The organism is Ancylobacter amanitiformis, assembly GCF_030814815.1.
Taxonomy (GTDB): Bacteria; Pseudomonadota; Alphaproteobacteria; order Rhizobiales; family Xanthobacteraceae; genus Ancylobacter; species Ancylobacter amanitiformis.
In genome coordinates, this window is the sequence record NZ_JAUSVR010000002.1 from 229,588 (window position 1) to 242,389 (window position 12,802).

13 protein-coding genes and 1 tRNA gene are annotated in these 12,802 nt (G+C 68.5%); 5 read left to right on the forward strand and 9 right to left on the reverse strand.

Going from position 1 to position 12,802, the window contains the following annotated elements:
• Positions 1–18 precede the first annotated feature (18 nt).
• Positions 19–1,113 (forward strand): TRAP transporter substrate-binding protein, encoded by a 1,095-nt coding sequence (locus QOZ99_RS04135; protein ID WP_306888973.1) that lies wholly within the window; start codon positions 19–21, stop codon positions 1,111–1,113.
• Between the two features lie 86 nt (positions 1,114–1,199).
• Here the strand turns inward: QOZ99_RS04135 and QOZ99_RS04140 are convergent, their stop codons facing one another.
• From QOZ99_RS04140 to moaA, 3 genes are all read right to left on the reverse strand, one after another.
• Positions 1,200–2,114 (reverse strand): DMT family transporter, encoded by a 915-nt coding sequence (locus tag QOZ99_RS04140; RefSeq protein WP_306888676.1) that lies wholly within the window; start codon positions 2,112–2,114, stop codon positions 1,200–1,202.
• Between the two features lie 138 nt (positions 2,115–2,252).
• Positions 2,253–3,443: an MFS transporter gene (locus tag QOZ99_RS04145; RefSeq protein WP_306888678.1), complete on the reverse strand. Its 1,191-nt coding sequence runs from the start codon at positions 3,441–3,443 to the stop codon at positions 2,253–2,255.
• A 170-nt stretch (positions 3,444–3,613) separates the two neighbouring features.
• On the reverse strand, positions 3,614–4,600 hold the full coding sequence (gene moaA / locus QOZ99_RS04150) for a GTP 3',8-cyclase MoaA (protein ID WP_306888975.1): 987 nt from the start codon (positions 4,598–4,600) through the stop codon (positions 3,614–3,616).
• Between the two features lie 343 nt (positions 4,601–4,943).
• Here moaA and QOZ99_RS04155 point away from each other — a divergent pair, with 343 nt between their 5' ends.
• On the forward strand, positions 4,944–5,324 hold the full coding sequence (locus QOZ99_RS04155) for a gamma-butyrobetaine hydroxylase family protein (RefSeq protein WP_183188221.1): 381 nt from the start codon (positions 4,944–4,946) through the stop codon (positions 5,322–5,324).
• A 103-nt stretch (positions 5,325–5,427) separates the two neighbouring features.
• Here QOZ99_RS04155 and QOZ99_RS04160 read toward each other — a convergent pair whose 3' ends face one another.
• The 3 genes from QOZ99_RS04160 to QOZ99_RS04170 form a co-directional block, all read right to left on the reverse strand.
• A complete protein-coding gene (locus QOZ99_RS04160; protein WP_306888679.1) occupies positions 5,428–6,048 on the reverse strand; it encodes a L,D-transpeptidase in 621 nt (206 codons plus the stop codon).
• 384 nt (positions 6,049–6,432) lie between these two features.
• A tRNA-Val gene (locus QOZ99_RS04165) sits at positions 6,433–6,507 on the reverse strand.
• 77 nt (positions 6,508–6,584) lie between these two features.
• Entirely contained in the window at positions 6,585–7,292 is a 708-nt protein-coding gene (locus tag QOZ99_RS04170) for an HAD-IA family hydrolase (protein WP_306888681.1), read from the reverse strand.
• A gap of 180 nt (positions 7,293–7,472) precedes the next feature.
• On the opposite strand from QOZ99_RS04170, the gene QOZ99_RS04175 reads away from it, so the two are divergent.
• From QOZ99_RS04175 to QOZ99_RS04185, 3 genes are all read left to right on the forward strand, one after another.
• Positions 7,473–8,015 carry a hypothetical protein gene (locus QOZ99_RS04175; RefSeq protein ID WP_306888683.1) on the forward strand — a complete coding sequence of 181 codons (543 nt, stop codon included), beginning with the start codon at positions 7,473–7,475 and terminating at the stop codon, positions 8,013–8,015.
• Positions 8,016–8,141: 126 nt separating this feature from the next.
• Entirely contained in the window at positions 8,142–8,855 is a 714-nt protein-coding gene (gene rpiA / locus QOZ99_RS04180; RefSeq protein ID WP_306888685.1) for a ribose-5-phosphate isomerase RpiA, read from the forward strand.
• Between the two features lie 53 nt (positions 8,856–8,908).
• The gene (locus QOZ99_RS04185) at positions 8,909–9,502 is read left to right on the forward strand and encodes a DUF2059 domain-containing protein (protein ID WP_306888687.1); all 594 of its coding nucleotides are present in this window, start codon (positions 8,909–8,911) and stop codon (positions 9,500–9,502) included.
• A 102-nt stretch (positions 9,503–9,604) separates the two neighbouring features.
• On the opposite strand, the gene QOZ99_RS04190 is transcribed toward QOZ99_RS04185, so the two are convergent.
• The 3 genes from QOZ99_RS04190 to QOZ99_RS04200 all read right to left on the reverse strand — a co-directional run bounded on the left by QOZ99_RS04190 (position 9,605) and on the right by QOZ99_RS04200 (position 12,708).
• Positions 9,605–11,116 carry a tripartite tricarboxylate transporter permease gene (locus tag QOZ99_RS04190; protein WP_306888689.1) on the reverse strand — a complete coding sequence of 504 codons (1,512 nt, stop codon included), beginning with the start codon at positions 11,114–11,116 and terminating at the stop codon, positions 9,605–9,607.
• 10 nt (positions 11,117–11,126) lie between these two features.
• The gene (locus tag QOZ99_RS04195) at positions 11,127–11,609 is read right to left on the reverse strand and encodes a tripartite tricarboxylate transporter TctB family protein (protein ID WP_306888691.1); all 483 of its coding nucleotides are present in this window, start codon (positions 11,607–11,609) and stop codon (positions 11,127–11,129) included.
• A gap of 130 nt (positions 11,610–11,739) precedes the next feature.
• Positions 11,740–12,708: a Bug family tripartite tricarboxylate transporter substrate binding protein gene (locus QOZ99_RS04200; protein ID WP_306888692.1), complete on the reverse strand. Its 969-nt coding sequence runs from the start codon at positions 12,706–12,708 to the stop codon at positions 11,740–11,742.
• Between the last annotated feature and the right edge of the window lie 94 nt (positions 12,709–12,802).

A 12,802-nucleotide genomic window follows, 5' to 3' on the forward strand; every position in this document is an offset into this window, starting at 1 on the left:
ACATCCATGACCCGCCACATCGAACGCCGCACCGTGCTGCGCGGTGCGGGCCTGGCGACGGCCGCTGCAAGCGTCGCGCTGGCCGCCCCCGCCATCGCCCAGACCGCCCCGCAGATCCGCTGGCGCCTGTCGTCGAGCTACCCGAAGTCGCTCGACACCATCTATGGCGCGGCGGTGCTGCTGTCGAAATATGTGGGCGAGGCGACCGATGGCCGCTTCACCATCGACGTGTTCGCGCCGGGCGAGATCGTGCCCGGCCTGCAGGCGCTGGACGCGGTGCAGAACCGCACCGTCGAACTCGCGCAGACCGCGCTCTATTACTATATCGGCAAGGATCCGGCCTTCGCGCCCTTCACCACGCTGCCCTTCGGCCTCAATGCGCGCCAGCAGACGGCGTGGCTCTATCATGGCGGCGGTCTCGAATTGCAGAACGCCTTCCTCGCCAAGAGCAACGTCATCGGTTTTGCCGGCGGCAACACGGGCGCGCAGATGGGCGGCTGGTTCCGCAAGGAAATCAAGACGCTGGCCGATATCAAGGGCCTGAAGATGCGCATCCCCGGCATGGCCGGGCAGGTGCTCTCGCGCCTCGGGCTGGTGCCGCAGAACCTTGCCGGCGGCGACATCTACCCGGCGCTGGAAAAGGGCACGATCGACGCCGCCGAGTTTGTCGGCCCGGTGGATGACGAGAAGCTCGGCTTCAACCGCGTCGCGCCCTATTACTATTATCCCGGCTGGTGGGAGGGTGGCCCGACCATCCATTTCATCGTCAACCTGCCGGCCTGGCGCTCGCTGCCCAAGCCCTATCAGGCGGCCTTCGAGGCCGCGAGCGCCTATGCCAATGCCGACATGCTGGCGAAATACGACGCGCGCAACCCCGCCGCGTTGCGCCGTCTGGTCGCCGCCGGCGCCCAGCTGCGCCCGTTCCCGACCGAGGTGATGGACGCCTCCTACAAGGAGAACATCGCGCTGATGGCGGAGATTTCGGCGAAGAATGCCGATTTCAAGACGATCTATGAATCGATGCTCGCCTTCCGCAACGAGGAATACCTGTGGTGGCAGGTCGGCGAATATCCCTATGACGGCTACATGATCCGCGCCCGCACGCGCGGATAGGCAAGCGCCGGCGCGAGCGGGCAACGCTCCCGCGCCCCCCGGCCAGACAGGCTTGGCCAGACCGGGTTGGTCTCAGAGCGGGTTGGTCAGACCGGCTTGGCCGGCGCCTCGGCGGGCAGCGCGCTTGCCACCGGCGCGGGGGAGGGGCGGTGGCGGTGCATCGCATAGAGCCCTGCGGCCGTGATCAGCGCCATGCCGCCGATCGAGACGAGGTCGGGCATCTCGCTGAACACCGCGGCGCTCAACGCCACCGAGCACACCACGGCGGCGTAGCGGAAGGGTGAAATCACCGCGGCGTCATTGCCGCGGAAGGCGGCGATGGTCAGCATGTGTCCGCAGATCAGCGTGAGGCTGCCGCCGAGCAGCCAGGCCAGCGTCATCAGGTCGAGCGGCCGCCAGTCTTGCACCAGGCTGCCGCCGAAGCCGAGCAGCATGCCGACCATGGCGGTCGCGAAGGTGACGACGAGAATCGGCACATGCGCGCCGATCCGCTGGGTGACGAAGTCGCGGAAGGTGAGCAGAATGGCCGAGCCGACGGGCAGCAACGCCACGGCATCGAAGGCCGAACTGCCCGGCTTGACGATGAGCACCACGCCGGCGAAGCCGACCAGAACGGCCACCCACTCGCGCAACTCGATGCGCACACGGAACAGCAGCACCGCAGCCGCCATGGTGATCAGAGGCGCGATCTGGATGATCGCCGCGGCATCGCCGATCGACATCGTGGTGATGGCGGTGATGAACAGCACCGCCACGAAGGCCTCGGCGGTGGACCGCAGCAGCACGCGGCTGTCGAGCGCGAAGCGCAGGCTGGCCAGCTGGCCCTTGTGCGCCAGCAGGGCGAGAAGGAACAGCCCCGCCATCGCGCCGCGTATCGCGAGCACCTGCGTGGGCGGAATATGCGCCAGCGCCAGCTTGGAGAAGGCGTCGTTGGTCGCGAAAATCGAGGAGCCCGCGATCATCAGCAGGATGCCGCGACGCAGGGCGGAAGACGGGTTCATGTGACGGAACGCAGCGTAAGGCGCGGCGCGAAGGAAGGGGCCGCGCGTCCTGATCGGATGTTGGATTGGAAATAGAGCGCCACCGGCGCCTTGGCCAGAACTATCCCGTCCCACGCCCTGCGGTCAGGGCATGGCCGATCAGCATTCCTCGCAGGTCGCTCCCTCGCGCGCCGCCACAAGGCCGCCATCTCGCCGTTCCAGCGATTGCGAGACCATGCACAGGCCGAGCGCGACCACGGCGAGCGCCGCCCCGACCCAGGGCAGGTCGGCATAGCCCAGGCCCAGCGTGATGGACGCGCCGCCGATCCAGGCGCCGGCGGCATTGCCGAGGTTGAAGGCGCCCTGATTGAGCGTCGAGGCGAGGTTGGGCGCGCCGATGGCGGCATCCACCACGCGCACCTGGATCGGCGCCACCACGGCGAAGACGAGAATGCCCCACACGAACACCGTCGCCACGGTGAGCGCCGCATGGGGGCTGGCGAAGACCAGCGTCACGAGAATCACGGCGAGACCGATGAAGATGCCCATCAGCGACGGCATCAGCCGCCAGTCGGCCAGTCGGCCACCGAGAATGTTGCCGATGGTGATGCCGACGCCGAACAGCAGCAGCACATAGGTGACGGTATGCGGCGCCAGCCCCGTCACGTCGCGCAGCAGCGGGGCGATATAGGTGAGGACGGTGAACAGGCTGGCCGAGGCCAGCACGCTCAGCGTCATGGTCAGCAGCACCTGCGGACGCCGCAGCACGCCGAATTCGCGGATGATGTTGCCCGCCGCATGGGGAATGTCGCGCGGCACCCACAGCGCGATGGCGCTCACCGCGAGGATGCCGATCGCCACCACCGCCCAGAAGGTGGAGCGCCAGCCGAAGGCCTGCCCGAGCGCGGTGCCGAGCGGCACGCCCAGCACATTGGCCAGAGTCAGCCCGGCGAACATCAGCGCGATGGCGCTGGCGCGCTGGTTGGGCGGCACGAGATTGGCCGCCACCACGGCGCCGATGCCGAAGAACGCGCCGTGGCAGAACGCCGTGACCACGCGTGCCGCCATCAGGAACCAATAGTCCGGCGCGATGGCGCACAGGAAATTGCCCACCACGAACATGCTGGCGAGCCCGATCAGCGTGGCCTTGCGCGGCAGCGAATTGGTGATGATGGCCATGATCGGCGCCCCCACCACCACGCCGAGCGCATAGCCGGTGACGAGCAGGCCCGCCGCCGGAATGGAGACGTGAAGATCGGCGGCGACCTCGGGCAGCAGGCCCATGATGACGAATTCGGTGGTGCCGATGCCGAAGGAAGCCATGGCCAGGGCCAACAGCGGGAGCTGCATGGACGGACTCGCTCGATAGGAAATGCAGGATCGGGGCGTAGGTAGCAGGACGTGCCCGCGTAACCTACGCAAATGATGTTGCGATGCGGCAACAATAGGGAGCGATGCCGGCGCGCCGCGCGAAAGGCGCCCGCTCGGGTAGAACAGGGGGGATGGCGGGGCCGCCTGCGTCAGCCGCCGGTGACGCTCATGTGACGGCGCAGGGCCGGCGGGCGGCCGGGGCGGTCGATCACGAAATCGTGCCCCTTGGGCTTGCGGAAAATGGCGTCGTCCAGCGCCGCGTGCAGCTTGTCGTCGCTTTCCGAGGCGCGCAGGGGGCTGCGCAGATCCGCCGCGTCGTCCTGGCCGAGGCACATATAGAGCGTGCCGGTGCAGGTGACGCGCACCCTGTTGCAACCCTCGCAGAAATTATGCGTCAGCGGGGTGATGAAGCCGAGCCGCCCGCCGGTCTCCTTGATCGAGACGTAGCGCGCCGGGCCGCCGGTGCGGAACGCGATGTCCTCCAGCGTCCAGCGCTGCGCCAGCCTTTCGCGCACGGTGGTGAGCGGGAGATACTGGTCGATGCGCTCCGCCCCGGTCTCGCCGAGCGGCATCACCTCGATCAGCGACACGTCCATGTCGCGGCCATGCGCCCATTCGATCAGCGAGGGAATCTCGTCCTCGTTCTCGCCGGCCAGCGCCACGGCGTTGAGCTTCACATGGATGCCGGCGTCCTGCGCCGCGTCGATGCCGGCGAGCACCTTAGGTAGATCGCCCCAGCGCGTCAGCGCGCGAAAGCGCTGCGGGTCCAGCGTGTCGAGCGAGACATTGATGCGCTTCACGCCGCACGCCGCCAGTTCCTTGGCGAAGCGGGCGAGCTGGGAGCCGTTGGTGGTGAGCGTGAGTTCCTCCAGCGCGCCCGAATCGAGGTGGCGCGAGAGCGAGCGGAACAGCGTCATCACGTCCCGCCGCACCAGCGGCTCGCCGCCGGTGAGGCGCAGCTTCTTCACGCCGCGCGCGACGAAGGCTGAGCACAGGCGGTCCAGCTCCTCCAGCGTCAGCAGTTCCGGCTTGGGCAGGAAGGTCATGTGTTCCGCCATGCAGTACACACAGCGGAAATCGCAGCGGTCGGTGACGGAGACGCGCAGGTAGCTCACCGCCCGGCCGAACGTGTCCATCAGCGGCGCGCGCGGCGCCTCCCGCTGCAGGCGGTCGATCAGGGCTTCGCCGCTGAGGGCGTTCTGGAGGCTTTCCGGACGGCTCACGCGCATCGCTCCCGAGGCGCTACGTCGCGCCAGTTGCAGGCATTTCTAGACTGTCGGCCGACGGGCGCCAAGGCGCCACCGCCTATCGCCCGATTGCAACAGTCATTCGACCATCACGACGCGGTGAGGTCTTCCCCGCGCGCACGCCGGCGGCAGGGAATTACCCGTCCGCCCGCTCAGGGCGCGCCGCCCACCGCTTGGCGGATGGCGTCGCCCCCTCTATGTGGGGTGGAGATGCAACCGGGGAAAGAGCACCGTGACCGACGCCTGGCCCACCGAGATTCGCGTCCACAAGGATCATCGCGCGCTCACCATCGCCTTCGAGGATGGGGCGAGCTTCACCCTGCCGGCGGAATATCTGCGGATCGAGAGCCCCTCCGCCGAGGTGCAGGGCCATTCCGCGGCCGACCGGCAGCTGGTGGCCGGCAAGCGCGAGGTGCGCCTGCAGGAACTGATCCCGGTCGGCAATTACGCGCTGCGCCTCGTCTTCGACGACGGCCACTCGACCGGCATCTACACCTGGGACACGTTCCACGAACTCGGCCGCGAGCAGGATGCGCGGTGGACCCGCTATTTGCAGGAACTGGCCTCGAAGAATCTCTCGCGCGACGAAGCCGGCACGGTCCGCCGGCACTGACACGCGCGTCGTCAAGCCGGCGTGCCATCCAGCCGGCGTGCCGCCGGGCGCGAGCATCCCGGATCGGCCACGCCGGCGATCCGGGATGATGCGTCAAGCGCTCTCAGTTCTGCACGATCACCGTGGTGCCGACATTCACCCGGTTATACAGGTCGGTGACGTCGTCATTGGTCATGCGGAAGCAGCCGGACGACACCGCCTGGCCGATCGTCTCCGGCTCGTTGGAGCCGTGGATGCGGTAGAGCGTGGAGCCCAGATACATGGCGCGGGCGCCGAGCGGGTTGTCGATGCCGCCGGGCATGTAGCGCGGCAGGTCGGGCCGGCGCTTGATCATCTGCGGCGGCGGCGTCCAGCCCGGCCACTCGGCCTTGCGGGTAATGGTCTTGACGCCGGACCAGCGGAAGCCATCGCGGCCGACGCCGATGCCGTATTTCAGCGCCATGCCATTGTCCTGCACGAGGTAGAGCCGGCGCTCGCCGGTATTCACGATAATGGTGCCGGGCCGGTACTTGCCATCATAGCGCACCGTCTGGCGCGGCACCGGAGAACCGGAATAGCCGCTTCTCGGGCCGATGCCGAAGTCGAACGGCTTGGGAAATGCGTTGCCCAGCAGCGAACTCTGCGCCTTCGCCGGCGCGCCGCCCGTCAGCGCCAGCCCGCCGAGAGCCAGCCCCGTGAGCGCGAGCCCGGTGAGCACCGCGGCCGCAATTTTTGTCCGTCTCATTGCACGCCTCACAACTCGATCCGTTTGCGGCCTGCCTCTGCGTCGTCCGCAATGGAAGCCATGAAACGACTATGCGCCGCGAACTGCAAACAGAGACTTGACGAAGCGGGATGATGACGGCCCCGCGGCTGTAGCGCCCCCGGCGGGCTGAGCCGGTTGGAGACAGTATCGGAATGCGGCAGGGGAGGGCGGCATTCGCGCCAGGGCTTCGTGCGCCGCTCATGTCCGGCAGGGCCTGCCCGCAGGGGCCGAACCGAATCAGCGATCGGGAACACGCGCGTGATTCGCGCGGTGAAGCGCGTGCCCGCCCGACGTGTGGGACGGCCAACCCGTGCGGCGAAGCATGAAATGTGACGGCGTCGCCCATCCGGGCCGCCAGGAAAATGGTGGGCGATGCAGGGATTGAACCTGCGACCCCTCCCGTGTGAAGGGAGTGCTCTCCCGCTGAGCTAATCGCCCGCTGCCCCGGAGATGTTCCCCGAGGGCGTCGCCGTCAATTGCGGCGGGGGGGATTTAGTGTGTGGGCACCGTGGGTGTCAAGCGCGCTCGCGCCATGGACCGTGGATGAGCAGTTCTTCCACCGTTTCCGGCAGCCGGTCGTAATGGTGGATCAGCGCGTCGCCGCCCAGTTCCTCGGCCGGCGTCTCGGTATAGCCGAACGGCACCACGATCACCGGAATGCGCGCGTTCTTGGCGGTGAGCACATCGGTGGCGCTGTCGCCGACCATGATCGCCCGCTCGGGGATACCGCCGGCGCGCGCGATCGTGCCGAGCAGGTGGCCGGCATCGGGCTTGTACACCGGAAACGTGTCCGACCCGGCGATCACCGCGAAGCGGTCGGTGAGGCCGAGCCGGTCGAGCAGCAGGCGGGAGAGATATTCCAGCTTGTTGGTGCAGACCGCCAGCACGTGGCCGCGCGCGGCAAGCTCGTCCAGCGCTTCGAGCAGGCCGGGAAAGGGGCGCGACGAATCGGCGATATGGGCGGCGTAATGGTCGAGGAAGCGGTCATAGAGCGTGGTGAAGGTCGCCTCGTCGACGCGGATGCCGGCGGCGGTGAGGCCGCGATTGACCAGCGCCCTGGCGCCGGCGCCGATCATGCGGCGGGTGTCGGCGCGCGGCAGCGGCGGTGCGCCGGCCTCGGCGAGCACGATATCGAGCGTGTCGAGCAGGTCGGGGGCGGTGTCGACCAGCGTGCCGTCGAGGTCGAAGGCGATGACGGCAGGAGGGGCGGACGAGCGGGGCATGGGGTCTCCTTCGGCTGGATGTGCACAACGAGGGGGTCGAGTGCCCGCCGCCGCGAGACGAGCCTGCCATTCGATGCCTACAATCCCGCCGCTTTTCCTGTCCAGCGTACCGCGTCCATCGGGCGCATGCGGCAGCGTGGGTGGGATGGTAATCCGGCGACGCAATTGAGGAGCCACGACATGATGACGACGTTCCGCCACACGGGGGCAGCGGCCCGGGGCGCATCCGGCTTGATTGCCGTTGCGGCGCTGGCGCTGGTCATGAACATCGCGGCGGACGGGGCGGCCATGGCGCAGGGCGCCGCGCCCGCCGTGCCGCCGGCGGGGGCGCCTTCCGCCGATCCGCCGGCTCCCGCCGCTACCCAGGCTCCGGCGACGCCCGCGGCCACGGCGGACGGTCCCTACGTCTTCACCTCGCCCCCCTCGGCGCAGGCCAACCGCGTCTATTCCGTGAACATGCGCACCGGCGAGGTGAATGCCTGCCAGTTCGAGCGGCCGGAGGGCAGCGTTATCGGCATCACCAAGTGCTTCCCGCGCGATGCCAGCGCGGCGGGAACGGCGGCCGGCGCCTATGATGTCATGACCACCCGCTATTCCGGCGAGACCGGCATTTTCCGCGTCAACACCCAGACCGGGCAGATGAGCGTGTGCTACGTGCGCGACATGCCCAAGGAGGGCGGTGGCGTCGAACCCGCCGTGGTCTGCACGCCGGGGGCGCGGTGAGGGGCCGGGCCGCTGAAAGACCCGGACACAGGATGTGAGGCCGGAAAGCCTTGTCGCGGCGCCGTTTCGGCGCTACGCAGCGGCGGAACGCGTGACGAATTCCCTAACTCAAGTGCCGGGCCCCTCATGTCCTCTTCTGCCGTCACCGCCGAAACGCTGAAGCGACAGGCCGCCGCGCGTGCGCTGGAGCATGTGCGCTCGGGAATGAAGCTCGGGCTTGGCACCGGCTCGACCGCCAAGCACTTTGTCGAACTGCTGGCCGAGCGCGTGGCGCAGGGTCTGGAAGTGGTGGGCGTGCCCACCTCCGAGGCGACGCGCGCGCAGGCCGAGAGCCTGGGCGTGCCGCTGGGCACGCTGGACGAGCATCCCATGCTCGACCTGTGCGTGGACGGCGCCGACGAGATCGGGCCGGACCTTACCCTCGTCAAGGGCGGCGGCGGAGCGCTGCTGCGCGAGAAGATCGTCGCCAGCGCCGCGCATGAGATGATCGTGATCGCCGACGCCTCGAAGATGGTGGCGCAGCTCGGCGCCTTCTCGCTGCCGATCGAAGTGGTGGATTTCGGTGTCGCCGCCATCCGTCGCGGCATCGAGCGCAGCGCCCGCGCGGCCGGCTGCCAGGGGCTGCTGACCTTGCGGCGCCGTGCGGACGGTCATGTTTTCGTCACGGATCAGGGACACCTCATTCTCGACGCAGCCTATGGCGTCATCCGCGAGCCGGCGCTGCTGGCCGCGCGGCTGGCCGAGGTCCCCGGCGTCGTGGAGCACGGGCTTTTCATCAATCTGGCGAGCCGCGTCATTCTCGCGGGCGCCGACGGCGTGACGGTCATCGACCGCGCGTGACACAATTCGTCAGGGAGACATTCATGCGGGTTGCCCGTGCAGGACAAGACAGGATGCGGCGGATCGGCGCCGGCCTCGCCGCGGTGATTCTTGCCCCGGTGATGCTTGCCCCAGTGATTCTTGCCCCGGTGATGCTTGCCGGGGGACCGGCGCTCGCGCAGCAGCAGCCCGCCGCGCCGTTCCAGCTTGCGCAGGCGACCCCCGCCGCGGGCGCCAAGGCGCCGGAGCCGAGCGCCGGCCAGCTCAAGCTCGCTCGCGAACTGCTGAGCGCCAATGGCGAGGCGTCGAGCTTCGATTCGCTTATTCCCGGCATCATCGACCAGGCGGCGGGCAGTTTCGTGCAGGCCAATCCGGATCTCATCCGCGACCTGCGCGAAGTCGCCAAGTCGCTGGCGCCCGAATATGAGGCGCGCCGCGCCGAGATCACCGACATTCTGGCGCGCGCCTATGCCTCGCAATTCTCCGAGACCGAGCTGAACGATCTGCTCACCTTCTACCGCTCGGCGGTCGGTCGCAAGTTCGTGGAGCGCCGGCAGCAGGTGCTCGATGACGGCCTGCGCGGCATCCAGGCGTGGAGTTCGCGGTTTTCCCGCGAGATGGAAGGCCGGGTTCGCGACGAGATGAAGAAGCGCGGCTTCACCATCTGATCGCGCTTCCCCCGCAGGATCGCTACGGAAACGAAAAATGCCCGGCTCGCGCCGGGCATTTTGCTGTCTGGGCTGGCGAAGGGAGGCGGCGAAGGGGCCGCCTCAGTCCTCGTCGGCTCCCACCGGGGCCTTGCGGCCGGTGAGGAGGAAGAACAGCAGCGGCCCGAACAGGGCAAGCGCGGAGAGCGCGTAGAGCGTCAGCGCGATCGGGCTCTGGAACAGCGCCAGCGGATCGCCGACGCTGATCGCCAGCGCGCGGCGCAATTGCTGCTCGGAGAGCGGGCCGAGGATGAGCCCGACCACGACCGGGGCGATGGGGTAGTCGTAGCGCCGCAGCACATAGCCGAGCAGGCCGAAGATCAGCAGCATGCCAAGCTCCACCAGCGAGGGATTGGCCCCCAGCGTGCCGAGCGTGGCGAATACCAGGATGCCGCCATAGAGCCACGGACGGGGAATGGCGAGCAGGCGCACCCACAGCCCCACCAGCGGCAGGTTGAGGATGAGCAGCATGCCATTGGCGATGAACAGCGAGGCGATCAGGCCCCAGACGAGGTCGGGATTGGTGACGAACAGCAGCGGGCCGGGGTTCAGCCCATATTGCTGAAAGCCGGCCAGCATGATGGCGGCCGTCGCCGAGGTCGGCAGGCCGAGCGTGAGCAGGGGCACCAGCACACCGGCGGCGGCCGCGTTATTGGCCGCCTCGGGGCCCGCCACACCCTCGATGGCGCCGTTGCCGAACTCGTCCGGCTTCCGGCACAGCCGCTTTTCCAGCGCATAGGACAGGAAAGTGGGGATCTCCGCGCCGCCCGCCGGCATGGCGCCGATCGGGAAGCCGAGGAAGGTGCCGCGAATCCACGGCTTCCACGAGCGCTTCCAGTCCTCGCGCGTCATGAACACCGAGCCCTTCACCGGCTCGATGATCTCGTCGGCCCGTGCCCCGGCGGCGGCCACGGAGAGCGTTTCGCCGATGGCGAACAGCGCCACCGCCAGCGTCGTCACCTCCACCCCGTCCAGAAGGTCCGGGATGCCGAAGGACAGGCGCGCCTGCCCGCTCTGCAGGTCGATGCCGATGAGCCCGAGCGCGAGGCCGAGAAACAGGCTGGTGAGGCCGCGCGTCACCGACGAGCCGAAGGCGGCGGACACGGTGGTGAAGGCCAGCACCATCAGCGCGAAATAATCCTCCGGGCCGAAGGAGATGGCGATGTCGACCACGGTGGGGGCGACCAGCGCGAGGCCGATCGTGGCGATGGTGCCGGCCACGAAGGAGCCGATGGCGGCGGTGGCGAGCGCCGGCCCGCCGCGCCCGGCGCGGGCCATCTTGTTGCCCTCCAACGCGGTGACGATGGAGGAACTCTCGCCCGGCGTGTTGAGCAGGATGGAGGCAGTGGAGCCGCCATACATGCCGCCATAATAGATGCCGGCGAACATGATGAGCGAGCCGGCCGGATCCAGCTTGAAGGTGATCGGCAGCAGCAGCGCCACGGTGAGCGCCGGCCCGATGCCCGGCAGCACGCCGACCGCGGTGCCGAGCATCACGCCGACAAAGGCGAATAGAAGGTTGATCGGCTGCAGGGCGATCGTCAGGCCCTGGCTGAGCGCGGCAAATGTATCCATGGCGTCGCCCTCACATCAGCCGTTCGATGGGGCCGGCGGGCAGCGCGAGTTGCAGGCCCTTGGCAAAGATCACGTAGATCAGGAAGCACAGCACGGTACCAGCGAGGAAATGCGCCCAGACCGGCCCCCGGCCGAAGCCTTTGGCGGTGGCGGCGAACAGCCAGCCGGTGGCGATCGAGAAGCCGAGCAAGGGCAGCAGCACGATCTGTCCGACGAGGCCGGCCAGCACCCAGGCCATCGGCGCGAACTCGTCGCGCGGGCGTTCCACCTCGCCACGGCGCAGCGCTTCCGCCGCGGTGGCGACGGCGAGCAGCGCGAGGCCCCCGGCGATGATGGTGGGGAAGGCGGCGGGGCCGACAGCGGAATGCGCGTTGATGCTGGAGAGCCGCCAGGCGTCCCAGCCGACGACGAGCGCCAGCGCGGCCAGCCCGAAGGCGATCACGAAACCGGCCTTGTCGGGCCGTCGGGTGGACGAGAGTCGAGGGTCGCTCATCGGGGCTGCTCCCGGCAGTCGGAACGAAAGGCTCCCCCGCGGTGCAGGCCACGGGGGAGCGGTTTGGCGGCAGGCGCAGAAACGGACGTGAACGTAAGGACGCGAACGTCAGCCCCCGCGCATCAGGCTCTCACTGCGCGAGGCCGATATCCTTCAGGATGGTCTGGGTGGCGCTGATGTCCTTGGCCAGCTGGGCATCGAAGGCCGAGCCGGAAAGGTAGGTGTTGGCCCAACCCTTCTGGGCGAGCAGCTCGGTCCATGCCTTGGACTTCACCATCTTCTCGATGGTCTCGCTGATCTCCTTCTTCTGCTCGGGCGTTATGCCCGGGGCAGCGGCGATCATGCGCCAGTTCTGGATTTCGACATCGATGCCGGCTTCCTTGAAGGTCGGCACGTCGGGGGCTTCCGGCAGGCGCTGGGCGCTCGACACGCCGAGCACGCGCAGCTTGCCGGCCTTGGCTTGCGAATCATATTCCGAGAGGCTGGCAATGCCGGCCGTGACCTTGCCGCCGAGCAGCGAGGCGAGCGATTCGCCGCCACCGGAGAAGGCGATGTAGTTCACCTTTGTGGGATCGACACCCACCGCCTTGGCGAACAGGCCCGCGGTGATGTGGTCGGTGCCGCCGGCCGAGCCGCCGGCCCAGGACACTTTCTGCGGATCGGCCTTCAGCGCGGCGACGAGGTCGGCCAGCGACTTGATCGGCGAGTTCGCCGGCACCGCGATGGCCTCATACTCGCCGGTCAGGCGGGCGATCGGCGTCACCTGCGAGAGATTGACCGGGGACTTGTTGGTGATGATGGCGCCCACCATCACGTAGCCGCCGACGATGAGCGTGTTCGGGTCGCCCTTGTTGGCGTTGACGAACTGGGCGAGGCCGATCGTGCCGCCGGCGCCGGGCACGTTCACCACCTGCACGTTGGACACCAGCTTGTCGGACTGAAGCGCCTGCTGGATCGAGCGGGCGGTCTGGTCCCAGCCGCCGCCGGGGGCGGCGGGGGCGATGATCTTGAGGTCCTTGATCTCGGCATGGGCGGCGCCCATGGGGGCGAAGGCGGCAAGCGCCGCCGCGACGAGTGCCCCGCGCAATATCTGGGTCATCAGTTTCCTCCGGATTCGGGCGCGGGCATGTGATGCCCTGAGGCGTTGCTCCCGCCCTTGTGGGTTGAGGAAGCTAGAGCCTCCCCCAACGGGA